General features: G+C 59.6%; 26 protein-coding genes. 22 read left to right on the top strand and 4 right to left on the bottom strand.

Annotation, left to right across the window (positions count from 1 at the left end; genetic code table 11):
* The first annotated feature begins 43 nt into the window (after window positions 1–43).
* The 19 genes from HZ99_RS06960 (at window position 44) to HZ99_RS06875 (ending at window position 17,853) form a co-directional block, all read left to right on the top strand.
* A complete protein-coding gene (locus HZ99_RS06960) occupies window positions 44–469 on the top strand; it encodes an organic hydroperoxide resistance protein (RefSeq protein ID WP_038441995.1) in 426 nt (141 codons plus the stop codon).
* Between the two features lie 367 nt (window positions 470–836).
* A complete protein-coding gene (locus HZ99_RS06955; RefSeq protein ID WP_038441994.1) occupies window positions 837–2,183 on the top strand; it encodes an outer membrane beta-barrel protein in 1,347 nt (448 codons plus the stop codon).
* Window positions 2,184–2,289: 106 nt separating this feature from the next.
* A complete protein-coding gene (locus tag HZ99_RS06950) occupies window positions 2,290–3,600 on the top strand; it encodes an ABC transporter substrate-binding protein (RefSeq protein ID WP_051903099.1) in 1,311 nt (436 codons plus the stop codon).
* A gap of 25 nt (window positions 3,601–3,625) precedes the next feature.
* A complete protein-coding gene (locus tag HZ99_RS06945) occupies window positions 3,626–4,351 on the top strand; it encodes an ABC transporter ATP-binding protein (protein WP_038441993.1) in 726 nt (241 codons plus the stop codon).
* Between the two features lie 21 nt (window positions 4,352–4,372).
* On the top strand, window positions 4,373–5,065 hold the full coding sequence (locus HZ99_RS06940; RefSeq protein ID WP_080727772.1) for an ABC transporter ATP-binding protein: 693 nt from the start codon (window positions 4,373–4,375) through the stop codon (window positions 5,063–5,065).
* A gap of 2 nt (window positions 5,066–5,067) precedes the next feature.
* On the top strand, window positions 5,068–5,931 hold the full coding sequence (locus HZ99_RS06935) for a branched-chain amino acid ABC transporter permease (RefSeq protein ID WP_038441991.1): 864 nt from the start codon (window positions 5,068–5,070) through the stop codon (window positions 5,929–5,931).
* The gene (locus HZ99_RS06930; RefSeq protein WP_038441990.1) at window positions 5,931–6,965 is read left to right on the top strand and encodes a branched-chain amino acid ABC transporter permease; all 1,035 of its coding nucleotides are present in this window, start codon (window positions 5,931–5,933) and stop codon (window positions 6,963–6,965) included. Before HZ99_RS06935 ends, HZ99_RS06930 begins: the two co-directional genes overlap by 1 nt.
* Before the next feature lie 87 nt (window positions 6,966–7,052).
* Window positions 7,053–7,982 (top strand): LysR family transcriptional regulator, encoded by a 930-nt coding sequence (locus HZ99_RS06925; protein ID WP_038441989.1) that lies wholly within the window; start codon window positions 7,053–7,055, stop codon window positions 7,980–7,982.
* 124 nt (window positions 7,983–8,106) lie between these two features.
* On the top strand, window positions 8,107–8,601 hold the full coding sequence (locus HZ99_RS06920; protein ID WP_038447973.1) for a hypothetical protein: 495 nt from the start codon (window positions 8,107–8,109) through the stop codon (window positions 8,599–8,601).
* A gap of 54 nt (window positions 8,602–8,655) precedes the next feature.
* Window positions 8,656–9,675, top strand: coding sequence for a hydroxyquinol 1,2-dioxygenase (locus HZ99_RS06915; RefSeq protein WP_038441988.1), 1,020 nt, complete (start codon window positions 8,656–8,658; stop codon window positions 9,673–9,675).
* 92 nt (window positions 9,676–9,767) lie between these two features.
* Window positions 9,768–11,231, top strand: coding sequence for an aldehyde dehydrogenase family protein (locus HZ99_RS06910; RefSeq protein WP_038441987.1), 1,464 nt, complete (start codon window positions 9,768–9,770; stop codon window positions 11,229–11,231).
* 8 nt (window positions 11,232–11,239) lie between these two features.
* Complete coding sequence (locus HZ99_RS06905; RefSeq protein ID WP_038441986.1) at window positions 11,240–12,310, top strand: maleylacetate reductase; 1,071 nt, start codon at window positions 11,240–11,242, stop codon at window positions 12,308–12,310.
* A gap of 40 nt (window positions 12,311–12,350) precedes the next feature.
* The gene (locus HZ99_RS06900; RefSeq protein WP_038441985.1) at window positions 12,351–13,223 is read left to right on the top strand and encodes a dioxygenase; all 873 of its coding nucleotides are present in this window, start codon (window positions 12,351–12,353) and stop codon (window positions 13,221–13,223) included.
* 3 nt (window positions 13,224–13,226) lie between these two features.
* Entirely contained in the window at window positions 13,227–13,544 is a 318-nt protein-coding gene (locus tag HZ99_RS06895; RefSeq protein ID WP_038441984.1) for a YciI family protein, read from the top strand.
* Window positions 13,541–13,876, top strand: a complete 336-nt coding sequence (locus HZ99_RS06890) for a Rieske (2Fe-2S) protein (RefSeq protein WP_038441983.1) — start codon at window positions 13,541–13,543, stop codon at window positions 13,874–13,876. Before HZ99_RS06895 ends, HZ99_RS06890 begins: the two co-directional genes overlap by 4 nt.
* A gap of 66 nt (window positions 13,877–13,942) precedes the next feature.
* Window positions 13,943–15,628, top strand: a complete 1,686-nt coding sequence (locus HZ99_RS06885; protein ID WP_038441982.1) for an arylsulfatase — start codon at window positions 13,943–13,945, stop codon at window positions 15,626–15,628.
* 123 nt (window positions 15,629–15,751) lie between these two features.
* Entirely contained in the window at window positions 15,752–17,179 is a 1,428-nt protein-coding gene (locus HZ99_RS06880; RefSeq protein WP_051903097.1) for an alginate export family protein, read from the top strand.
* 189 nt (window positions 17,180–17,368) lie between these two features.
* Window positions 17,369–17,530 (top strand): hypothetical protein, encoded by a 162-nt coding sequence (locus tag HZ99_RS28975; RefSeq protein WP_181883222.1) that lies wholly within the window; start codon window positions 17,369–17,371, stop codon window positions 17,528–17,530.
* 5 nt (window positions 17,531–17,535) lie between these two features.
* Window positions 17,536–17,853: a hypothetical protein gene (locus HZ99_RS06875; RefSeq protein WP_038441981.1), complete on the top strand. Its 318-nt coding sequence runs from the start codon at window positions 17,536–17,538 to the stop codon at window positions 17,851–17,853.
* Between the two features lie 372 nt (window positions 17,854–18,225).
* Here the strand turns inward: HZ99_RS06875 and HZ99_RS06870 are convergent, their stop codons facing one another.
* Entirely contained in the window at window positions 18,226–19,467 is a 1,242-nt protein-coding gene (locus HZ99_RS06870) for a DUF1835 domain-containing protein (RefSeq protein ID WP_038441980.1), read from the bottom strand.
* 172 nt (window positions 19,468–19,639) lie between these two features.
* Here HZ99_RS06870 and HZ99_RS06865 point away from each other — a divergent pair, with 172 nt between their 5' ends.
* Both HZ99_RS06865 and HZ99_RS06860 read left to right on the top strand, forming a co-directional pair.
* Window positions 19,640–20,329 (top strand): ABC transporter ATP-binding protein, encoded by a 690-nt coding sequence (locus HZ99_RS06865; protein ID WP_038441979.1) that lies wholly within the window; start codon window positions 19,640–19,642, stop codon window positions 20,327–20,329.
* Window positions 20,326–21,117, top strand: a complete 792-nt coding sequence (locus HZ99_RS06860) for an ABC transporter permease (RefSeq protein ID WP_038441978.1) — start codon at window positions 20,326–20,328, stop codon at window positions 21,115–21,117. The genes HZ99_RS06865 and HZ99_RS06860 overlap by 4 nt, the downstream gene beginning before the upstream one ends.
* Window positions 21,118–21,127: 10 nt before the next feature.
* Here HZ99_RS06860 and HZ99_RS06855 read toward each other — a convergent pair whose 3' ends face one another.
* Window positions 21,128–21,760, bottom strand: a complete 633-nt coding sequence (locus tag HZ99_RS06855) for a hypothetical protein (RefSeq protein ID WP_038441977.1) — start codon at window positions 21,758–21,760, stop codon at window positions 21,128–21,130.
* The gene (locus tag HZ99_RS06850) at window positions 21,757–22,455 is read right to left on the bottom strand and encodes a hypothetical protein (RefSeq protein ID WP_038441976.1); all 699 of its coding nucleotides are present in this window, start codon (window positions 22,453–22,455) and stop codon (window positions 21,757–21,759) included. The genes HZ99_RS06855 and HZ99_RS06850 overlap by 4 nt, the downstream gene beginning before the upstream one ends.
* A gap of 223 nt (window positions 22,456–22,678) precedes the next feature.
* Between HZ99_RS06850 and HZ99_RS06845 the strand changes: the two genes are divergently transcribed.
* Window positions 22,679–23,080, top strand: coding sequence for a RidA family protein (locus tag HZ99_RS06845; protein ID WP_038441975.1), 402 nt, complete (start codon window positions 22,679–22,681; stop codon window positions 23,078–23,080).
* On the opposite strand, the gene HZ99_RS06840 is transcribed toward HZ99_RS06845, so the two are convergent.
* Window positions 23,081–24,568 (bottom strand): aldehyde dehydrogenase family protein, encoded by a 1,488-nt coding sequence (locus HZ99_RS06840; RefSeq protein WP_038441974.1) that lies wholly within the window; start codon window positions 24,566–24,568, stop codon window positions 23,081–23,083.
* Window positions 24,569–24,711: the final 143 nt, after the last annotated feature.

Here is a 24,711-nt window from a genome sequence, read left to right as displayed (position 1 = left end):
ATCAAGCCTTTTAAAACCGCTGCATCTGATTGTGGAGATTTATATGCCAGTTGAAAAAACGTTATATGTCGCGCATGCCCAGGCGAGTGGCGGCAGAGAAGGGCGAGTATTCACGGCGGACCGGGTTCTGGATGTGAAGCTGACAATGCCCAAAACCTTGGGTGGGGACGGGGCGGCGGGCAGCAACCCGGAGCAGTTGTTTGCTGCGGGCTATTCGGCCTGTTTCTTGGGCGCGCTCGGTTTTGTGGCGGCAAACGAAAAGGTGAAGCTGCCTGTCGAAACGGTCATTGATGGTTATGTGGGCATTGGTCCTATTCCCAGTGGATTTGGCATTGAGGTCGAACTGAAGATCTCGATACCCGGTTTGCCCCGCAATGTTGCCGAGCGCCTGGTTGAGAAGGCTCACATCGTGTGCCCCTATTCAAATGCGACACAAGGCAATATCAAGGTGACCTTGACGCTTGTCTGACACCCCTTCTCCAGACTGTCGCTTCGATGGTGACTGCAAGTCTTCCCCTCCTTAAATAAAGCGACCCGGTTTTTTACCGGGTCGTATTGAGTCACTGATTGTGGCAGGCCGCCTGGATCACTCATTCCCCCCTCGTCTCACCACGGCCCGGCTGCGGAACTGAAGAGCGCATTCGATTGTTCTGAATTCGCAAACACTGTAGTCGCTGAGAAGAGAATTGTTGGTGCAATGGGGGGCTTGTAGCCTGACATGCAACCAAACCGCTGTGATTTGTCGGGTGAGGCCCGAGGATGGTTCAGTAACGCTGGCTCCGGAGCCTTACTTTTTTTCGCAGAATTGGCTTCTAATAACAATAAGGAAGGCCAGCATGAGTATTCGAGCGTGGGTATGTGCGGCAACTTTGTTCACCCCCATCCTGGGAGTTAATGCGGTATTCCCGTTAATGGCATTCGCAGCGCAGGACCCTATGGGCTCGTTAGTCCGTGGAACCTTCGGTGACAGCCTTGAGCGCGAACATGGCATTAAGGTCTACGGCTGGGGACAGATTGGCGTGAGCTACAACAACAACGGCACGGATGACGTCAGCAAACAAAGCTTTTTCACCTCTGACGAAGGCATCAACCTCAACCAGTTCGCCTTAGCGGTGGAAAAGAAGCCCAAAAGTAATGTGCTGGGTCGTGTCGGACCGTTTCCGGGGAACATGCCGCAAGAGGCTGACTGGGGCTTTAATGTCACGGCGCTTTATGGCAAGGACGCACGCTACTTCAAGACCTACGGCTGGGACGAGGATCTGAATGCCAATCGTGGCAACAAGCCTGAAGATGAAGCCTTTACCGTCGCTCAAGCCTATCTTGATTTTTACTTCCCGGTGCTCGGTGGTTCCGACCTGATGATCGGGATTTTCCATACGCCGCTGGAAAATGAAATCGGCTTTGCATTGCCATCCCCGGCGCCGAGCGACTTCTACTCCCACACCTATTCCTTTATGCACGGCCCAGCCAAGCATGCCGGCGCACTTTACTCGTTCAAGCTGCCATCGGCCCCAGGGGAAAGTATGTTGGGTTTTGAATTGGGGGTGGTCCAGGGCTGGAACAACCTGCAGGACCCCAACGGTGATCCTGATGTCATTGCAAATGTGCGCTGGCGTTCAGCGGATTTCAGTACTTGGATCGATTGGGAAAACATCTACGGCAATGGTGCCGGTGATAGTTTTGCCGACTGCGGTTGTGGCTCGCCGTTGCCAGCCGGTACCCAAGATGACAACTACAAGCGCCTGGCTTCTTACTTGACACTCTCGCAGGTGCTCGATCCGAACAATCGTGTGGCACTTGAGTTGAACTACGGTAAACAGGAGCAGGGCGCCTTCGCCAGGTTCGCCAACAAGAAAGATGCCACCTGGTATGGGGCCGACATTAACTGGTACCACACGCTCAGCGAAAACCTGATGTGGAACAGCCGAGCCGAGTGGTTTTACACCGACGCGCCTGTACACGTGATGATGGCAAATATTGACCCGCAGACCGGGATTCCCGACCCGACGTGGGGCAGCTTCTACGGTGTAACCACCAACTTGGCCTGGACGCCGACACCCAATGTACGTTTGAGACCGGAGCTGCGCTACGACCTTCATTCCGGGCCCGGGCGCGATGCCTACGCTGACGGGGAAAAGAACTCGCAACTGGTCGCATCCTTCGACATCAGCTTTTTTTTCTAAACCGCTCACTTTCGCAAGGCACCTGATCCTGCGTGTTGGCATGACCCACACGCTGCGTTTTTGAGCGCCCGCACTTTGTTGATTCGCAGCCGTTTTGGAGTACGACATGGCAGACAATAATGATAAAAATCTGTTTGGCCGAGACTTTTCGCGCCGTGATTTCCTGCGCACTACCGGCGCTGCCGCGGGTGGGGCGATGTTGGCGAGCATGCCATTCACCTTCGCCCTGGGCAGTGAGCGGGTCATCAAACTTGGTTATGTCAGCCCACAAACCGGCCCATTGGCGCCCTTTGCGGCGGCCGATAACTACATCATCGAATCGCTCAAGCAGGTGTTGAAAAATACGATCGATGTCTCCGGCAAGACGTATCGTCTGGAGGTTCTCGTCAAGGACAGCCAATCCAACCCCAACCGTGCGGCAGAGGTGGCCAGTGAGCTGATTCTGTCGGATCAGGTGGATCTGATGTTGGTGTCATCAACGCCGGAAACCACCAATCCGGTCTCTGACCAATGTGAGATCAACGAAGTCCCCTGTATTTCCACGGTCGCCCCGTGGCAGCCGTGGTTCTTTACCCGTGGCGGTAAGCTGGATCAAGGGTTCGAGTGGACCTATCACTTTTTCTGGGGGCTGGAAGATGTGATCGGTACTTACACCTCGATGTGGAGTGGCATGCAGACCAACAAAGTCATCGGCGGTCTGTTCCCCAACGATGGCGACGGTAATGCCTGGGGTGACGCCAAGTTGGGCTTTCCACCGGTGTTGGCACAGAAGGGCTTCCAACTCATCGATCCAGGGCGTTTTCAAAGCCTGACGGATGATTTTTCGGCGCAGATCGCTGCGTTCAAAAAAGCCAACGTTGAAATCGTGACGGGGGTGGTCATTCCACCCGACCTGAGCACCTTCTGGACGCAGGCTCGTCAGCAAGGTTTCAAGCCCAAAGCGTTGTCGGTCGGCAAGGCACTGTTGTTTCCCACGGCGGTCGAGGCGCTGGGCAAGGCCGGTAACAATCTGTCGACCGAAATCTGGTGGAGTCCGACGCATCCGTTCAGCTCTTCGTTGACTGGCGCCAGTGCCGGGCAGTTGGCTCAGGATTTTACCCAGGCCACGGGAAAACAATGGACGCAACCACTGGGTTTCGTGCATGCCCTGTTCGAGCTGGCAGTGGACATCCTCAAGCGCACTGAGGAGATCGGTAACCCGCGCGCGGTCCGTGATGCCCTGGTCAAGACCAACCTCAACACCGTGGTCGGGCCGATCAATTGGCAGGGTGGACCGGTGAAGAACGTCGCCAAGACTCCGTTGGTCAGCGGCCAGTGGCGCTTGGGCAAGGACAACACCTACGACCTGATCGTGACCAGCAATGCCACCGCACCGGGCATCCCGTTGGGCGGCGAAATGCAGGCCATTACGTACTAATCGCTCCAACAAAAGCGGGTGCGCCATGCAACAGCCACTTCTACACATGAACGACGTGAACAAAAGCTACGGTGCGGTGAAGGTGACGGACGCGATGAGCCTGACCCTACAGCCGGGTGAGGCCCTTGGCATCATCGGTCCCAACGGTGCAGGTAAAAGTACTCTGTTCAACTTGATTGCCGGCGGCGTAGCGGCCGACAGCGGGACGATCCATTTCGAAGGCCGTAACGTTACCCGTGAGCCAGTGTTCAAACGGTGCCACCAAGGTATTGGCCGCTCCCACCAGATCCCGCATCCGTTCGTAAAAATGACGGTGTTCGAGAATTTGCTGGTCGGTGCCACCTTCGGTGGGCGATTGAAGTCCAAGGACGCCAACCTAGAGTGTGCGCAGATCCTGGAGCTGACGGGGCTGATACACAAGGCCAACGTGATGGCCGGATCACTGACATTGCTCGATCGCAAACGCCTGGAAATGGCCCGCGCCTTGTCGACTCGGCCGCGGTTGCTGTTACTCGATGAAATCGCCGGTGGACTGACCGAACCGGAATGCCTGGCGTTGGTGGAAACCATTCAGGGCATTCACAAGGCCGGCATCGCCATCATCTGGATCGAACATATCGTGCATGCGTTGCTGGCGGTGGTCAGCCGTCTGGTCGTGATCAACTTCGGCGCCAAGCTGGCCGAAGGGGAGCCGCGTAGCGTGATGGCCGATCCCCTGGTCCAGAACATCTATATGGGCATCGGGAGCTGAAATATGCCGGTCTCTTCAAACTTGCTGTGCGTCGAAAAACTCTGTGCCGGTTACGGCGACTTTCAAGCGCTGTTCGAGATCAGCATGACCCTGGAACAAGGCGAAACCGTGGCGATCATCGGATCGAACGGTGCGGGCAAGTCGACATTCCTGCGGTCGCTGGCCGGACTTATCAAGAATCACCCCGGCGCCATTAGGTTCAAGGATCAGGCCATCGGGGATCTGGCGGCGAATCAGGTGCTTGAACGTGGGATTGCCCTGGTGCCGGAAGGTAGAAAGCTGTTCTCGTCATTGAGCGTCGAGGAAAACCTGTTGATCGGTGCCTACAGCCGGCGTCCCGGCCCCTGGACGCTGGCACGGATTTATCAATTGTTCCCGGTGCTGGAGCCGCTGCGCGAGCGTCCCGGTACAGCACTGTCCGGCGGCCAGCAGCAAATGGTTGCGATTGGCCGGGGCTTGATGGCCAACCCCTCTCTGCTGTTGTGCGACGAGATCAGCCTGGGCCTGGCGCCGACGACTATCAAGGACATCTATGCGGCGTTGCCCTCGATCAAGGCTGACGGCACCACGGTGATCCTGGTGGAGCAGGACATCAATCAGGCGCTGAGTGTCTGCGACCGCTTCTATTGCTTCCAGGAAGGGCGCGTATCCCTGACCGGCCGCCCTGCAGAGGCGGACACCGCACAAATCAAAACCGCGTATTTCGGGATCTAGTTATGGAATGGCTCAATGCTCTGCTTCAAGGTGTGTTGCTGGGTGGCCTCTATGCGATGTTTGCAGTTGGGCTGTCGTTGATGTTCGGCATCATGCGCCTGGTCAATATCGCCCATGGCGACTTCATCGTACTGGCCTCGTACCTGGCGCTGCTGGTGGTCAATCATCTGGGGTTCAGCCCCCTGGCGAGCTTGCTGATCGTGGTGCCCTTGATGTTCTGTTTCGGCTATCTGCTACAGCGGTTGTTGCTTAACAGGACGCTCGGCCAAGATATTCTGCCGCCGTTGCTGGTGACCTTTGGCTTGTCGATTATCTTGCAGAACATGCTGCTGGAGTTTTTCAGTGCCGACAGCCAGAAGCTGTCCCAGGGCGACCTGGACGTCGCCAGTGTCAGTGTGGGCGGATTGAGCCTGGGGGTGATGCCGCTCATCGTGTTTTGCAGCGCCTTGTTGATCATTGGCGGCTTGCAGTTGCTGTTCTACAGGACTGCACTCGGTCGAGCGTTTCGTGCCACCTCTGATGATCAGCAAACGGCACGTCTGATGGGGGTCAACAACGCGCATATTTTTGGCCTGGCCATGGCGCTGGCCATGGCAGTGGTGTCGATTGCCGGGGTCTTTCTGGCGGTTCGCACCAGTTTCGACCCCACGGTAGGGCCGGCGCGGCTGTTGTATGGTTTTGAAGCGGTGATCATCGGCGGGTTGGGTAGCCTATGGGGCACCCTGGCCGGCGGGGTGATTCTCGGCGTGGCTCAGACTCTGGGCGCCAAAATCGATCCTGGTTGGCAAATCCTTGCCGGCCATCTTGTGTTTCTGCTGATCCTGGTCGTGCGCCCGCGTGGCCTGTTCCCCCGGAGTGTCGACTGATGAATGCCCTGAATGATTCTGCGCCGGACTATCGAGTGCAAAGAAACTCCACCAGCAGCCTCATCGGGCTGTCCCTGCTGGGCATCTTTGTTGTGGTGTTGATCAGTGCGCCGTTCTGGGCCGACCGATCTAGCCTGCGACTGATCATCGAGTTCGCCTATTACCTGGCGCTGGCGCAAATGTGGAATCTGCTGGCCGGTTACGCAGGCCTGGTCTCGGTCGGGCAGCAGGCGTTCGTTGGTCTCGGCGGCTATATGTTGTTTATGTTGTCCATGCACGCTGGTGTGCCGCCACTGTTCGCGGTTCTGCTCTCGGGGGTGTTGGTCGCCTTGCTGGCAATTCCCACGGCGTTGATCGTATTTCGGCTGCGCGGCGCCTATTTCGCGATCGGTACCTGGGTGGTGGCAGAAGCCTTTCGCTTGGGGTTGGCGCAGATAAGCCTTTTCGGTGGGGGCTCCGGGCAAAGCCTGTCCGCGTCCATCGTGCGGCAGATCGGCAGCGATAGGGAGGAGCGCGAGATGCTGATCTACTTCACCGCGCTGGCCATTGCGCTGGCTGCGGTGGCGGTGGTGTTCTTTATGCTGCGTTCCCGGCAGGGCCTGGCCTTGGCCTCAATTCGTGATTCCGAGCCGGCATCCGGCAGCCTGGGGGTCAATACCTTCCGGGTCAAGCTGATGGTGTATGTGTTGGCTGCAGGTTGCACGGGCGTGATCGGGGCCCTGATCTTTCTGCAGAAACTGCGCATTTCACCGGACGCCGCGTTCAGCCTGCAGGACTGGACAGCGGTGGTGATCTTTATCGTCATTATTGGCGGCATCGGCACCCTGGAAGGGCCCTTGATCGGTACGCTGATTTACTTTCTATTACGTGGCTGCCTGGCGCAATACGGAGCCCTCTATATGATTATCCTGGGCCTGGTTGCAGTGGTGATGATGCTCAAGGCGCCGCAAGGCGTGTGGGGGGTGATCAGCGAACGCTTGGGCTGGCAGGTTTTCCCGATGCAGCGGCGCTTATCTGTCCGGGGTCGCCCGTAGCAGGTTGTCAGGGATGTGGAGTGCGAGGGATCGAAAGGCTAACCTCGCAGCTCCTATAAGAACAAAAACATCCAGAGAACTTGCCTTATGGACCGTTTACTCAGTGTCGAAGCCTTTGTGCGTGTTGCCGAAACCGGAAACTTCGCCAAGGCTGCTCAGCAACTGGGGGTGACCCGCTCGGTCATCACCCATCGCATTCAACAGTTGGAGCAGTTCATCAATGCGCCGCTGTTCCATCGCAGTACACGGCATGTCCGGCTCTCTGATGTGGGCGAGACGTACTACAAGGAATGTGCGGACATGGTCGCGAGTTTCAACTCGCTGACCGAACACATGCGTGAGTTGCGCGCCAAGCCCACCGGGAAATTGCGCGTGCAGATGTTGCCTGGCTTTGCCATCGGTCATTTTGGCAGGCTGTTGGCCGAGTTCACGCGGTTGTACCCGGACATTGAGGTCGACGTCATCGTCAACGATCGGGTAGTGGACCCGATTGAAGAGGGCTTCGATGTGGCGTTCCAGATGTTCCCGCCGATGGCCGAGACGCTGATCGAGCGCAAGCTGTTCAGCGTCCGCCGATTGTTCTGTATGTCACCCGATTATGCCGCCGAGTTCGGTGTGCCCAAGCACCCGCAAGAGCTGTTGCAACACAAGATCGCGTTGTATGAAGGCTACCCGTCACGCAACCGCTGGATCTTCACGGGTGATAGCGAGCAAGTGGAGCTGAGCCTGCCGGGGCAGGTACGTTCGAATTCGGTTCATCTACTGCGCGACTATGCGGCGACCGGGGTGTGCATTGTCTGCTTGCCGACACTGGTGGCAAGTGATGACCTGCTCAGTGGCCGGTTGATTCCTGTCTTGCCTGAGTATGCGCTGTCATCCTTCAATTTTTCGGCGGTCTATCCGGCCACCCAGCGCCGGGCCTTGAAGGTGCGCACACTGATCGATTTTCTGGTGGAAAGCTTCGGTGGCGAACCCTGCTGGGACAAGCCTTTGCTGGAACGTGGCTGGGTCTGTTGAACGAGGCGTAAGCGGGGCATTGTTCGCGTTTCGCAAACACTGTTGTCGTCGACCCTGTCATTGTTCCCCAGGGATGTGCGACGTATTGTTGGCTCACTGTTACTACAACAAGACGGTGAAAACCATGGGTAGCGCTGCAATCGAAACAGTCTTCGGCTCGCTGGACAATTACTGCAAAGGGTCGGTTGAAATTATCAGTGGCCAGGCCAGTCATTACGCCTTTTCGAATATTTTCGAGGTGGCAGAAAAATCCCTCCCCTATGAAAAAGTTGTCGTCGGTCTCAATCTCGATTACGTCATTGAGACGCTGCGTGCCGAAGGTCAGTCGCCTTGGTTCACGGCAGCCCATGATGAATTCGCCATTGTCATGGACGGCGAAGTCCGGGTGGATTTCCTCAAGCTCGATGTGCCGTTGCAAGCAGGCGAGGGCACGCGGTTGGCCGGTGAGCTGCCGGCCGGCAAACCGATGGGCTATGTGCAGCTCAGTCGTGGCCACCAGTGCGTGTTGCCGGCAGGCACGGCGTATCGCTTCGATAGCAGCCGCCCGGGCGTGATTCTGCAGCAGACCATCAAAGGGCCGTTGTCGGTCGAGAAATGGGCAGACATCTGCTTGCGGTGATCAACGCTGTTGCCTTGTGACAAGAACCATCAGAAAAACAAGAGGAGTCCCGTCATGGCCATGCTTGAAAATGCTGCCGATACCCCATCCTTTGCCGACGACGAAGTCCAGGTCAGCGTTCCCCATCCTGTCACCGGTTATTGTGCGTTCCAGCTCGGTGCCTTCGAACTGTCGCGCGATGAGTACTTTGCCCGTATCACCTGGCCTGCCAAAGGTCAGACCCGTTCACATCTGATGCCGATCGATGCCTTTTTGCGCGCCATGATGCGAGACGTGGCCTGGGGTTTCTTCTACGGCTGGGTCAATTTCGACCATGTCATCGGCACCCGCAATTACTACGGAAAAGTCGACCTGTACGCTGGCACGTTCAATGGCACGCTGAAGGCCGCAGGCGTCAATTACACTGAAAACTTTGAAACGCCGCTGATCATGGCGACCTTCAAGGCCATCCTGCGGGACTGGACCAATGCCACCTTCGATCCGTTCGCGGCACCGGAAGAAACCGGCACGGCATTCGGTCGCAAGAACGGCGACAACATCGAAGCCATCGATCGTTTTCGCATCGCCACCAAGCGCATGCCCGGGCTGAAGGATGATTCGCCGCTACGTAACGATTTGCCGATCAATCGCCAGTTTATCGACGTGGCTCAGGATGAGCCGCACGTTCATGCTGCTGAGGGTTTCGAAGGCGAGTTGCACGCCTTCAGCCTGTTCAAGTACCTGTCGCGTTCCGATGTCACCTGGAATCCGTCAGTGACCTCGGTGTGCAAGGCCAGCCTGTTCTGCCCGACCACCGAAGAATTCATCCTGCCGATATTCCATGGCAATGATCGCGTCGAGTGGTTCCTGCAGCTATCCGATGAGATTCTCTGGGACGTGGGTGACAAGGCGGACGGCAATCCACGCGCGCGCATTACCATGCGTGCCGGCGACATCTGCGCCATGCCGGCAGACATTCGTCACCAGGGCTATTCGACCAAGCGCTCAATGTTGCTGGTGTGGGAAAACGCGACACCGAACTTGCCGCAACGCTACGAAAGCGGCGAGCTCAAGCCTTACCCGATCGAGTTCTAAGACTGCGCGCCATGCCCGGCGTCCGCCGGGCGATGCCCTCCAGAATCAAGTTGCTAGACGCTGTGCCATTGGCGCGGTGAGAGGAAAGTATTATGCAAAATCAGCTCTATATTGATGGCCGATTCGTGGATGCGGTCGCCGGCGGTACGATTGACGTGGTGTCGCCCCATGACGGTTCGTTGATTACTCGCGTGGCTGGCGCCGAAGCTGCGGACGTCGAGCTTGCGGTCGCCGCGGCCAAGCGTGCGTTTCCTGCCTGGCAGGCGCTGGGGGCTGCCGAGCGCGGGCGCTTGTTGCTCAAACTGGCGGACAGGATCGAGGAGTGCGGTGAAGAACTGGCGCAGTTGGAGTCCCTGAACACCGGGCACCCCATTCGTGATTCGCGCAACCTCGACGTGCCTCGCACGGCAGCCTGTTTCCGCTATTTCGGGGGGATGGCCGACAAGATCGAAGGCGCGGTGATTCCGGTGGATGCCGGGTTCCTCAATTACGTGCAGCGCAAGCCGATTGGGGTGGTCGGGCAGATCGTGCCGTGGAACTTTCCGCTGATGTTCACCAGCTGGAAAATGGGCCCGGCCTTGGCTGCCGGGAACACGGTGGTCATCAAGCCTTCTGAAATCACGCCGCTGTCGACCTTGCGCATCGTTGAGCTAATGGCCGAAGTGGGCTTCCCAAAGGGCGTGGTTAACGTCGTACCGGGTTACGGGTATACCGCCGGCCAGGCGTTGGCGGAGCATTGCGATGTCGGCAAGATTGCCTTTACGGGGTCGACCGTGACCGGGCGCCGGATCGTTGAAGCGTCAAAGGGAAACCTCAAGCGTATTCAACTGGAGCTGGGGGGGAAGGGCGCCAATATCGTGTTTGAAGATGCCAATCTGGAAGCGGCCGTCAACGGCGCCGCCTGGGCGATCTTTCACAACCAGGGCCAGGCCTGCATTGCCGGCTCACGGTTGATTCTGCATAAAGACATTGCTGATCAGTTTCTTGAACGGTTTATCGCGCTGGCCAAATCCATCCGCCTCGGCGACCCGATGGACCCCGAGACTGAAATGGGGCCGCTGACGTCGGCACTGCACCGCGACCGCGTGTTGGCCTACGTCGATATCGCCATAGAGCAGGGCGGCAAAATCCTCGCGGGTGGAAAGGCGCCAGACAACCCCGCCTTGGCCAACGGCTTCTATGTGGAGCCGACCGTTATCGAGGCCTCGCCCGACGACCGAGTGTGCCAGGAGGAGGTTTTCGGCCCCTTCGTCACGGTGGTGCGTTTCAGCACCGATGAAGAGGCGCTGGCCATCGCCAACAGCACCGAGTACGGCCTGGGAAGCGGCTTGTGGACGCAGAATCTGACCCGAGCCCATAAAATGGCCAATGCCATCCACGCCGGTATGTGCTGGATCAACTGCTATAAGCGCGTCAGCCCCGGTAGCCCTTTTGGGGGTGTCGGTCAGTCGGGGTACGGCCGAGAAATGGGTTTTGAAGCGATCCATGATTACACCGAAGCCCGTTCGGTGTGGGTCAACATCGACGCCAAAATCGTCCCGCATTTCAAGCGCTGAGGCCTGCCATGAATCCTTTTGTATACCAAAGCCTGCCGACCCGTGTGGTGTTCGGTTGGGGCAAACTCTCGGCATTGGCGCAAGAAATCGAGCGCCTGGGGGCCAGGCGCGCGCTGATTCTCACCACGCCTGAACAACAGGGGCTGGGTGAGCAGGTTGCGGCGTTGCTCGGTGAACGTGCGGCTGGCGTCTATCCCAAAGCGGTGATGCATGTGCCGCTGGAGGTGGCGCAAGCGGCCCGTATCGAAGCGGCTCGCCTTGATGCCGATTGCTGCGTGGCCATTGGCGGCGGTTCGACCATTGGCTTGGGCAAGGCGATTGCGATGGAGTCGGGATTGCCGATTGTCGCAGTGCCGACGACTTACGCAGGTTCGGAAATGACCCCGATTTATGGGCTGACCGAAAACCGCTTGAAGAAGACCGGGCGCGATCCCAGGGTTTTACCCAAGACCGTCATCTACGACCCACAACTGACGCTGACCCTGCCAGCACAGATCTCTGCATGCTCCGGGATGAACGCCATGGCCCATGCGGTGGAAGCCCTGTATGCCGAGGACGCTAACCCGATCATCGGCTTTATGGCCGAGGAGTCCATTCGTTCCCTGGCGCAGGCCTTGCCGGGCGTGGTCAAGGATCCTACTGACCCACACGCCCGCGGCCAGGCGCTGTATGGGGCATGGTTGGCCGGTATTTGCCTGGGTTCGGTGGGGATGGCCCTGCACCATAAGCTTTGCCATACCCTGGGTGGGACATTCAACCTGCCCCATGCTCAGGCCCACGCGATCGTCCTGCCCCATGCCGCGCATTACAACCGCGAGGCGGCGGCCGGGCCTTTACAGCGTGCCGCCCGTGCCTTGGGGGGAAGTGAGGCCGCAGAGGTGGGGCCACTGCTGTACGCCTTGAACCAGCAACTGGGGATCCCCCTGGCCTTGGCCGAGATCGGCCTGCCCGAGCACGGGCCGGCGCAAGCGGCGCAAATCGCCTGTGCCAGCCCGTACTACAATCCGCGACCGTTCGAGCGCCAGCCCATCGAGGCGCTACTGGTGCGTGCCAGGGACGGGCTGGCGCCCGCCGATTGATCATCGGCGGCGTTTTCTCAGGCATTTCGGAGTAAGCACAATGAGCGATCACAACACCCATATTGAGGCGCAGATTTCCCGACAGGTGCTGAGCAGTTTCGACAAGACACCCGATGCGCGCCTCAAACAGATCATGCACAGCCTTGTTCGCCATGTGCATGGGTTTGTCCGCGACGTTGAACTGACCGAGCGCGAATGGCTGGACGGTATCCGTTTCCTCACGGAAACCGGGCACAAGTGCGATGGCCTGGTGCGCCAGGAATTCATTCTGTTGTCCGATACCCTCGGTGTGTCGATGCTGGTCGATGCGATCAACCACCGACACAGCGCCGATGCCACGCAAACCACGGTTTTTGGGCCGTTCTACATCGAGGGCATGCCTGAGCGGGCCTTCGGCGAAAACATGGCGTTCACCCCAGGCGAAGCGGCGCTGGTGCGCGGGCGGGTGGTGGACGTGCATGGCAACCCCCTGGCCGACGCCGTGCTCGATGTGTGGCAGACGGCTGAAAACGGTATGTATTCCGGCCAGGACCCGGCACAGCCCGTGGGCAACCTGCGCGGTTGTTATCGCAGCAATGGCGACGGTTACTTTGCGATCCGTACCATCGTTCCGGTGTGCTATCCGATTCCCACCGATGGTCCCGTCGGCCGCATGCTCAAGGCCACCAACCGCCACCCATGGCGCCCTGCGCACCTGCACTTCATGATTGAGAAACCGGGCTATCGCCCACTGGTTACCCACTTGTTCAATCGGGATGATCCGTACCTGGAGTCTGACGCGGTGTTTGGCGTCAAACAGTCATTGCAGGTGATCTATGAAGAGCGGGTGACCCATGACGACCTGTCCTCCAGCCTGGGGATCGCGCTGCCGTTCAAGCGTGCGAGTTATGAGTTCGTCATGGAGGCGGAGTAAGCCATGGGGCAGTTTTTTGCGATATTCGCCTCTGACCACCCCGACTCCCTGGCCTTGCGTCAGCGATTGCGCCCCAGTCATCAAGCGCACTTGCGGGCAAGCCAGGGCCATCGGGTGGTGGTGCGGTTTGGCGGCCCGACCCTTGATGAGGGCGGAGCCAACATGAACGGCACGTTATTGATCATCGAGGCGGGCAGCCTGGCCGACGTAAAAGCGTTCATCCAGGACGACCCTTATGTTCGGTCCGGGTTGTTTGCCTCTGTGCATATCCGCCCTTGGCGTTGGAGCTTGGGCAACCCACAACCACAGGACCTGGCATGACAACCATCACGTTGTGCCGACTGGAGGACATTGCCGATGGCGGCGCCCTGGGCTTGCCCGAGCATCAGCATCTGCACCCCTCGGGGCTGGTTGCGGTGCGCCAGGGGATGGACGTGTGGGTATACATCAATCGCTGCCCGCATTTCTCGGTTCCGCTCAACTATCACCCGCAAGAGTTCTGTACCTATCGAGGAAAAATCCTGATGTGTGCTCATCACAGCGCGATGTTTCGGTTTGAGGATGGCGGCTGTATTGATGGGCCCTGCAAAGGGGCACAACTGGCACCTGTGTCGGTGCGCCGGGTGGGCGATCGAGTGGTTCTGGATATCTGAGCGCGTCTCCCAAATGGCGAGAGGGCCCGTTTCGAGCAATACAACCAACAATAATAAGGTGAACTCATGAGTAATCTTCCGCGGTTTTTTCTGCTGTTGTTCCTCTCGCTGGTGTCGCTGGCCAGCCAGGCAGAAGAGGCGAAACGGCCCAACGTCTTGCTGATTGTTGCTGACGACCTGGGCTTTTCCGACACCCAACCCTTTGGGGGTGAAATCGCCACGCCGAGCTTGCAGCAGTTGGCGCAGGAGGGGGTACGCCTGGGGGATTTCTATGCGGGGCCGACCTGCTCGTTGAGCCGGGCCATGTTGTTGTCCGGCGTCGATAACCATCAGGCAGGGTTTGGCACGATGGCCGAATACCTGCAACCGGAGCAGAAGGGCAAACCCGGGTACGAAGGTGTGCTGAACCGCAGCGTGGTGACGGTGGCGGAGTTACTCAAAGACGCCGGTTACAACACCTTTATGAGTGGCAAGTGGCACCTGGGCGCCACCGCACAGAGCAATGCCGCCGCCCGTGGGTTTGAACGGTCCTTTACCCTGATGCCCGGTGGCGCCAGCCACATGGACAAGAGCCAGATGTTCCCGGGGAACTATAAGGCCCGGTACCAGGAGGATGGCAAGGAGGCGACGATTCCCGAGCCGTTCTACTCCAGCGATTTCTACACGGATAAGCTGCTGGGCTATCTTGAGCGCGACCGCCAGGCAGACAAGCCGTTCTTCGCCTACCTGGCCTTTACCGCACCGCACTGGCCCCTGCAGGCGCCTGACGCCTACCTGGCCAAGTACAAGGGGGACTACGCCCAGGGTTATGAAGTGCTACGCCAGCAGCGCCTGGCCAGAATGATCGAGATGGGAGTGGTGCCTGCGGGGACTACGGCCAATGATCCGTTCAAGGACAAACTGCCAGCCTGGGAGGACCTGACCGAGGCGCAACGCCAGGAACAGACCAAGGCCATGCAGATTTATGCGGCAATGGTCGACAACATGGACCACAACATTGGCCGTGTACTTGAGTACCTGCGCACAAAAGGCGAGTTGGATAACACCTTCATTTTATTCATGTCTGATAACGGCCCAGAGTCGGCGACCCCCGAGTCCCTGGGGACAACGGCTGACCGTGATGGGATCCGGGAGTGGGTGGACACGACGTTCGATAACAGCCCGCAAAACATGGGGCGAAAAGGCTCCTACGTGACACTGGGGCCACGCTGGGCGCAGGTCAGCGCGACGCCATTTCCCTATTTCAAGGGCTTCACTGCCAACGGCGGGATCCATGTGCCGGCAATCGTGCGTTATCCGGCGCTCACCGCAAAAGGCACGATCAATCGGCAGGTCCTGCATGCCAAGGACTTCTTGCCGACCGTTCTTGAGCTGGCGCAAGTGAGTTACCCCAAGCACTACCAGGGCGCTGTGGTGTTGCCCTTGCAGGGGCGTTCGATGCTGGCAGCGCTTCAGGGCCGCGAGCAGGCGCCACGGGTACTGGGCTGGGAGTTCAACGGTCGACGGGCGTTGTACAACGGGCAATGGGTGGTGCAGCTACAGGCGCCGCCTTACGGCAGTGGCCGTTGGGAGTTGTATGACCGGCAGCGCGATCTGACGTTGGCCAACGACCTCGCGCAGGACAACCCGAAGAAGGTCGCTGAACTCTCTGTCGACTGGGACCGCTACGCCCGGGACAGTGGAGTGGTTCCGGCGCCGATACGCTTCAAGTACGGCCAGATGTTCTGCCTTTTCGAACACTGTATTCAGTGAACCCCGTCTAAGCAGGCGCGCTTTGACCGGCGCGTCTTTCTCTTTGTAGAGGCCGCAGATCCGCCTGGTTGTTCTGGCGGGCGCTGACGGCTATCCAAGAAAAATAAAAAAGAGAACCTGAAGATGTTGGCAACCGTGATGTCTAGACCCTCTTCCAACCTGGTGTTGGGCAGTAGCCTCATCGGGCTGGCACCGTCACTTTTGCTCCTGGCCGATATTGCGCTGGGCAACCCCTTGGAACAACAGCGCCCGTTGCGCCCGGGGCTGCCGCGCTGGATGGAGGATTATCGTTTTCTCGAGGATGAGCGTAAGCAGACTGATCCGTTTGATGCGTTACGTTTTCATCGCCTGTCCGAATCTTCCTGGCTGCAAACGGGTGGCGAAATCCGTTATCGGGCCGATTCTGTTGAAAAGCCGTTTTTTGGCTTGCGCGGCAGCAATGACGACTCCGTGTTGATGCAGCGCCTGCAAGCCCATGCTGACGTGCATCTGTTTGACGGGGGATTGCGTATTTTTACTCAGGTGCAAAATACGCGGGCCTGGGGCAAGGACTCGCCGTCGCCGACAGATGAAAGCCGCAACGATATACAGCAGGCCTTCATGGATGGCCGCTTCGAGCTTGGTGGTAGCGCATTGACGGCTCGGCTCGGGCGCCAGGAAATGGCGTACGGCGCCCAGGCATTTGTCACTTACCGGGAAACGCCGAATGTGCGGCAGGCCTTTGATGGCTTGCGCCTGAGCATTGAATGGACAGAGCGTACCCGGCTGGATGCTTTTGCCGTCCGTCCAGTCAGGATTGGCAAAGACGCTTTCGACGATGGGTCGAACAATCAAGTCAAATTCTACGGCCTCTACGGCACGTTACCCTTGTCGTCGCAATGGAACATGGATCTCTACGCTTTCGGGCTGGAAACCGCGCGCAGAACCTTGGCCGGGCTGACGGGCCCAGAGCAGCGCTACACATTCGGCACAAGGGTCTTCGGAAAAAGCGGTGCGCTGGACTGGAGCTGGGACTTGGCAGGGCAATCTGGCACGCTGGCCGCAGGGCGTATACGCGCCTGGGGGGGTTCTACAGACAGTGGCTACAACTTTTCCTCTGCCTGGCGCCCGCGCCTGGGATTGCGGGTCGACGCCGCCAGTGGCGACCGGCAAACAGGGGACAAACAGGTTGAGACATTCGACCCGCTGTTTGCACGCAACGGGGTGTACGGAGAGGCGGCGTTGATCACCCTCTCCAACGTCATTATCGTCGGCCCGGTTTTGGCTTTCTCGCCTTGGCCTACGGTGCGTATCGAGCCGGGAGTGTTCAAGGCCTGGAGGCAAAGTGATGGGGACGCCGTGTACGTCCCCGGCATGGTGACTGCGCTGCCCTCCGCCGAGGGTAAGGGGCGCGAGATCGGTACCATCGCCAGAGCCAATCTGAGATGGTTCGCCTCAAGCAACCTGACGCTCGACCTGGATTATAAATATTACGACGTAGCAGAAACCGTGCGGGATGCCGGAGGCGATAACAGTCAGTTTCTGTCTCTTCGGGGCACCTTTCGTTTTTAGTCGCCATGCAAATGGGCAGCCGAAACAGGCTCGCCCAACACCATGGATGCATCCAAAATGACGCCGTAGGACGAATAACAACGGGCACCCAGGCCCCGGCATGCCCGAGTCTTGTTGCCGGTTGTTCAGCGGGCTTGGCGGAACGTATGATCAGGCCTCGCAGACTCACCCCCGTTGAAGGACATGAGCATGGAAAAGCACTTCGGTAATTCAGGCCTGTTCAAGGCTGCTTCGTATCACTGCAACAACTCCCTGGTTAGCGGCATCGCGCGCTGGGAGCTGAAAAACATTGCGCTGAATGCGAAGGAGTTTTTGATATGTCCAAAGAACTACTCGGAGTTTTTGCTCTAGGGTTGATGGTGATCGGTGAGTTTTGTGCAATCTACAGCGAGGTCGTCACGGCCAGGCTGGCCCATGCCGGTGACGGTTCGTGGCAGGCATTCGTCATGCCGGTGGTGGTGATGTGTTTTGCCGGGCTTTGCCTGCTGGGCGCCTATTGGCTGGGGTATGTGGTGGTCGGTGATATCTGGATCGTCACTGTGGTCTCCGTCACGTCCCTGCTGCTGCTGGAACCGGTCGTGGTCTGGGCGCTGTTCCACGAGGCTCCTGGGCGCGGTGCATTGATCGGCTTTTGCCTGGGGGCGTTGGGGATGCTGGCCACTGTATTGCTGTAGCTGCACTTTCTGGCCCGGCGATTTGATGCCGGGTCAGGCGTGTTAAGCGTGTGCCGTTCGCAGCCAGCCAAATTACCGACAAAGAAAAGCCCGCGATGGGGGAGTGCGGGCTTAAAGGTTTTTACTAGGAGCTGGAATCACCATAGGTACCCAACTGTGAAAGGGATGTGAAACCACAGGGGGCCATCGGAAAAAAGTCTTGAGGACATAGCAGCCAGCTTGCCGTTCGTTGCGCAATGGTTTCCCGAATGAGAAACCGGCCCAATGGTGAGCGGTTATCATCCTTTGCCGTCTTCTTCCACATGCATCCTGGCATCGAGGATGACGTCGAACGGCGCGCCCATCGTTGTACCCATCTGAGCCGACGCGGCTTCACCTTGAGCAGCGCCAGGCCGGCACGCCTTCGTCATCAAGCGTCCAGTGTGGCTGGCCGGGCACGATCTGCACGCCACCGACCCAGCGTGGGTGGCTTGCATGGTCTGGCCAGTAAGCGCTGCCATTCAACACCCTGACGCCCAGCGGCGTCAGCGCCAATGGGCGGCCAGGCCATGGCAGATGGGCGTCGGACTCCGTCAGCAAAGGGTTGGCCCCGTCGATCAGCGGTCGCATCAGGGCATGGAACATCAGGTCGCCGAGGTAGGGCAGGGGCTCACGCTTGGCCATCAACTCGGCGAATACCCGGGCAAACGGCGTCGGGCCGACTTCGGCCAGATACTGCAAGGCCAGGCGCTCGGTCAGCGACAAGCCATCCCGCGTGCCGGGCAACTCCAGCAATTGCCGACGCAGTGCCGGGGCCAGCAATGGCAAGGCTGGATGGGTGTCGCGGGCCAGCAGCGCCAGGGCCACGGGCGAGCTGTCGCAATAGGCCGCCCACGCCTGCCGCGCCAATTGACACATCGGCTCGTCAACCGGCCGACGCTGAGGCCAGAGCCAGGCCAAGACCTGTGGCGCCAATTGGCCGATGCCGATGAAACGCTGCACGCCGGGGATGCGGTCGACTTCGATCAATTCCACTCTGGCCGGCGTATGTTCCAGCCCTGCCAGCGCACGGATCAGGAACAACTGGTCATAGGCATCCGCTTCGCACCACAACACGCTGTGATCGGCGCTGCGCAGTTCTTCAAGATGGGTGTACTCGTCGGCCAGCCGACGTGCAGCTTCTGCCGGTTCCAGGGCAAATGCCTGGCTGATGAAACGCGCCCGCGTCGCTTGGTAGGCCTCGCCTGGCAAGGCCTGGACCGGGCCCATGCACAACGGATCCGTGAGCATCCGAAACCGCCCCTTGAACCCCGCTATACCCAGGCTATGGGCAATATCATTGCCGCAACGCCAATGGGTCGTGCGCGCTTCATCACTGGCGTCGAAACCGGGATGGCTGGCGGCGAAATCCAGCGCATCTACATGGGCCTTGAGTCTGGGCCAACTGCTGAAACCCAACTGCCGGGCAATCAGCCATTGAGCATCGGAAAGAGTCGGTGGCGGCTTGGCAACCAGCGCCAGTTCAGTGGGCGCAGTGCCTTGTTTCATGCGCTGCAACAGCGCCTTGGCGCGCTTGCGCTGCTGCTCAAGGTTGATACGGCCGTCAGTGGACGGTGCGGCGGGGCGTTGCGACATACGATCTCCTTATACAAACCTTGTCCGCTTTAAGGTTGGGAGTCGTCGTGATGGAGTGTTCAGTCATGTCCTGGGCGCAGCCCTTTGCGCGGATGCTGGCGTAGATGGCGCCTTGCGCGAATATAGGCAGTGGGGTATTTGATTGCAAGGTGTTCAACCGAGTAGTGAGTTCATGGCCGACTGCCAATTTCCCCTGATCGAGGCCAAGGCCTTGGTACGACTGGACGAGCGCCACCAGGCGGTGTTGCTGCGGTCGACCGATTTTCACCTGTACCCTGGCGACCGCGTTGCGATCACCGGCGCCTCCGGTTCGGGCAAAAGTGTCCTGCTCAGGGCCCTTGCCCTGCTGGATGCGCCCACCTCGGGGCAAGTCCTGTGGCACAACCAGGCGCTGACCCATGCACGGATTGCGACCTATCGCAGCCGTGTCTGCTACCTCTCCCAACGGCCAGCGCTGCTCGACGGCACGGTGGAGGACAACCTGCGTTTTCCCTACTCGCTCACCACCTGGCGCCACCTGGCGTTCGATCGGCAGCGGGTCTGCGCCTTGCTGGCCCATGCGGGAAAGGCGCCGGGCTTCCTGTCGAAAAATGCCGGTGATTTGTCGGGGGGCGAAGCACAGGTACTGTCGCTGATTCGCACGCTGCAATCAGATCCGGATGTATTGCTGCTGGACGAACCTACCGCAGCCCTCGATCCCGCCTCGTCCGGTGAAGTCGAAGCACTGGTCCGTGGCTGGTTTGACAGCGCAAGTGCCCATGCCTATGTCTGGGTATCCCACGACCATGCACAGGCACAGCGCATGGGCGCGCGGCGGTTACACATGGACGCTGGGGTGTTGAGCGGGGTGGGCCAGGCATGAATTACCAGAACCTCAGCGCCACCGACCTGGCAATCGCGGCCTCACTGATCCTGATCAATGGCGCGTTGTCCCTGCTGTTAAGGCTGGGCCTGGGGCGCAAACTGATCTGGGCCGCTATCCGAACGGTCGTGCAACTGTTGGCGATTGGTTACCTGCTGGGTTGGGTCTTCGCGTTCGCCTACTGGTACGTCGTGCTGCCGCTGATGTGCCTGATGACCCTGATCGCCGGCCTGTCGGCGGCCGGCCGGGGCAAGCGCACCTACAAGGGCCAGCGGGTCGATAGCATCGTGTCGGTCTGGGGCAGCTCCTGGTTGGTCACGGCATTGGGGTTGTTTGCGATCATTCGCATCCACCCCTGGTACGAGCCGCAGTACGCCATTCCCATCCTCGGGATGATCCTTGGCAACACCCTGACCGGCGTGTCCCTGGGCATCGAGCGCATGACCCAGGAACTGGCCACCGGGCGCAACACCATCGAGATGGTCCTGGCCCTGGGCGGTTCGCGCTGGGAAGCCGCCCAGGGCGCGATCCGCCAGGCGGTGAGGGCCGGCATGATCCCCACACTCAACCAGATGACGGTGGTGGGCATCGTCAGCCTGCCGGGCATGATGACCGGCCAGGTCCTGGCGGGTGAAAGCCCACAGGACGCGGTGCGCTACCAGATCGTGATCATGTTCCTGATTGCCGCATCGTCGGCCTTGGGCACGGTGGGGGCGGTATTGCTGACCTACAGGCGCCTGTTTGGCGTGGACCATCGCTTCTTGAGGTATCGACTGGAGCAGCGCTGACTCTATGGGGTCATTGTTTTTGAAGGGGCTCGATGGGCCAGTCCAGTTTGTCGCTGGCGGCGGTACACCAGGCGTCGATGGCATTGTCCACGGCGCTTTTATCGCTCAGTTGCTCAAGAGGGATCGCCTGGGAGTAGCAGCGATAGCCCTTGACGTCCTCATGATTGACCTCGCCGTGCTCCGGGTAGGCCATCTGGCACCAGATGCTTGAATACCAGTTGCAGGGGGGCGTAGCGGGCGTGTCACAGATCACCACGGATAAGACCAAGGCACTCTGTGTCTGCTCGGCCGACAGTTCATCGAACGTTCCTGAGTATTTGTCGAACCCGGTATCGCTGCGCACCCAGGCACCGAACATCAAGTCGCCTGCCAGGTGGTTGTTCCAGGCGGCCTCCTGGCCCTGGTGTTTGAGCCAGATGGCTGAGAGGTCATAGAAGGGCAGGTAGCGCAGCCCACTGTTTTCGCGCTTTTCCAGGCCGGCCAGGCCCTGGGGCAGGGGGTTGGCGTATGAGTGATGATAGGGCGTGGCGCCCAGCCGCTCGCGGATATAGCCCAAGAGCTCAAACATGCGCTGCTGATACTCAGCCAGAAGGCGATAGGCGCGGCGCACGTCCAGCAGTGCCTGTTCCATGTTTCCTGTCATTTCTTACTCCAGGCGGCGAAAGCATTTGGAGGGGTGGCAATGGTCAGCGCAGGCAGGTCACTCAGCCAGCGCATTGGGTGGGTGCGCAAGCCATGCCAGGCATAGCATTTGGCGATGTCGTCCAGCAAGCGTTGGCAGCCTGGCGGTGAGTCCGGACGAATATGGTGTTCCAGGCTTTGATACAACTGTTGCCAGGTCCGGCAGACCAGCTTGAAGCGTGGCTCGCTGTGTTCTGGCAGGTGGTCGAGGATTTTGCCCAATAGTCGGCGGTTCGCATCATCACTGGCGTCATCCAGGCCGCCGAGGGCCAGCAGGATGCAGTTATCCTGCAACAAATCGCCTTGCCAGCCGGCGAGCAGTTCATTGGCCAGTTGCTCGGGATCCTGCTGGCGCCGATGGTCATGGCGCTTGGCTTCTATCACGATCTGCAATTGGGCATCGCATAGCAGCACATCCGGCTCGACCCGCGTACGGTTTGCCAGGGGCCAGGAGGGCCAGAACTCGATTTGCTGCAATGGGCCGAAAGGTTGGCCGATCAATTGCGTCATGACGGCGGATAACAGCGGATCGGGCAGGTACGCCAAGCGCTCGAACACGCTGGCGGTGAGCACATCTTCGGAGCCTTCGGCCAAGGCCTGGCTCCGGTTTTCCAGGCCACTCCCGCGCTTCTTGCTGGAAATGATTGCGTTGAGCATGGCGATTGCTTCGCGTAGAGGGCACGCAGTGTGCGGCCGCAGGTCAAAAGTGCGTGAGACTAAGCCGATTCTCATCACGTGGGCAACCGCTAGGTCCAGGGGGGCTTCGCCAGCTTACCGGTTCAGCCTCAAGTATTTCTGGATGTTGAAAAAGCCAGGCGAGCACTTGGCTTAAATCATCCGTTCGTTAGTCTTGTGGCCCCTGCGCATACAAGGAAATGTCATGCAACGAAGAACCCTCAACCCTGGAACAGTCTTCAACTCCCTGCAATACGGTTTCAGCCAGGCCATGGAGGTACGCGATGGCCGGCGTATTCTCCTGTCCGGCCAGGTGGGCGTGGACGCTGATGAACGCACCGTCGGCCCGGGCATCGCCGAGCAGACGGCCACTGCCCTGGACAATATTGAAAAGGTCCTGGCGGCGGCCGAGGGCGATCTGTCCCATGTGATCATGCTGCGCCTGTATATCGCCGAGTCCGCCCGCGATCAGCAGGAGCCCATCGCCGCCGCCTTGCGCGAGCGCTTCCCCGAAAACCCGCCACCGTCGTCGTGGATTATCGTCAGCGGCCTGTCACTGCCCGAGTGGTTGATCGAGATCGAGGCGGAGGCGCTGATCCCAGGGTGATCAATAACGCATCATCACCGACTTGAGTTCGGTGTAGTCGTCGATAAACGCGCTGCCAAACTCCCGGCCAATCCCTGAGGATTTGCTGCCACCGAACGGCACGGCGGGGTCGAGCAGAGTGTGCATATTGACCCACACCGTGCCGGCGTTGATCGCCGGGACCATGTGCAGGGCCTTGCCCAGGTCGTTGGTCCACAGGCTGGCGCTGAGGCCGCCGGCGGTGTGGTTCACCAGTGCCAGCAATTCGTCCTCGTCGTCATAGGGCAGGAAGGTGGCGATGGGGCCGAAAGTTTCTTCGGTGAGCAGCGTGTCGTTGATGCTGTTGGCGAGGATGACGGTGGGTTCGACGTAGCAACCGGGCCGATCCATCGGTTGGCCGCCGTGGATGATGGTGTTGTTTTCGGCACGTGCGGTGGCAAAAAAACCTTCCAGTTTCAGCTGGTGCTGACGGTGGGTGACCGGGCCGAACTCAGTGCGCTCATCCAGCGGCGAACCCACATTCAGTCGGCTCAAACGCTGGGCCAGGGCCTCCATGACCGGGTTGATCTGCGAGCGATGCACGAAGAAGCGCTCGGCTGCCGCGCAGATTTGCCCCGAGTGCAGGAACCCGGCTTCGATAATGCCGTTGACGGCGGTTTCCAGCTTTACATCGCGCAGGAACGCCGCCGCGTTTTTGCCACCCAGTTCCAGGGTCGCCCGCGTCAGGCCGGCACCCATGGCCGCGCGGCCGACGGCAAGGCCGGTGGGCACCGAACCGGTGAACGACACCTTGTCAGTGCCAGGGTGTTCGATCAGCCCCTTGCCCACGTGGCCGCCGCCGGTCAGCACGTTCAGTACGCCAGCGGGCAGGCCGGCTTGCACCGCCAGTTCGGCAATGCGCAGCAGGGTCAGCGGCGTGAATTCGCTGGGCTTGATGATGATGCTGCAACCGGTCACCAGGGCCGAGGCGAGTTTCCAGATGGCAATCATGGTGGAGAAATTCCACGGCACGATGCCCACCACCACGCCCACCGGTTCACGCAGGGTGAAGGCGCTGTAGCGCTCGCCGGCAAACGAGGGCAGTGACGGGGTGAGGGTCTGGCCGCTGATCTTGGTCGCCCAACCCGCGTAATAGCGCAGGAAATGCGCGGCCTGGTCCACTTCAAAGGCGCGGGAGATCTGGATGATCTTGCCCGACTGGCAGGTCTCGATCTGCGCCAGTTCCTCGCGGTTGCGTTCCAGCAGGTCGGCGAGTTTGAGCAGTACATTGCCACGGACCGCCGGAGCGGCCTGGGACCATTGTTTGAAGCCGTGCCTGGCCGAGGCCACGGCCAGCTCGATATCACCGGCTTGCGCATCGGCGACCGTGGCAATGACCTGGCCGGTGGCGGGGTTGATCACCTCCAGGGTCTGACTGGCCTGGCTGGGGACGTAGCCACCGTCGATAAACAGGCCGTGGTCTCGACGCAAGAAGGCTTCGACGGTGGGCAGCAGTGCGATATCGCTCATGGGGGGATTCCTGGTCAAAAAGGAAAACCCGAGGCTAACCAACGCGGGAGGCGACAGCTTGACTCTGCCTGCCGGGACGTATGCCTGTGGCTGCCACGTCCCCTGCAGGAGCCGGCTTGCCGGCGATCGCGGATTATCCGGCA

Source organism: Pseudomonas fluorescens (assembly GCF_000730425.1).
GTDB classification, from domain to species: domain Bacteria; phylum Pseudomonadota; class Gammaproteobacteria; order Pseudomonadales; family Pseudomonadaceae; genus Aquipseudomonas; species Aquipseudomonas fluorescens_X.
The sequence above is the reverse complement of the archived record's forward strand: the minus strand, read 5'-3'. Positions and strand labels throughout refer to the sequence as shown.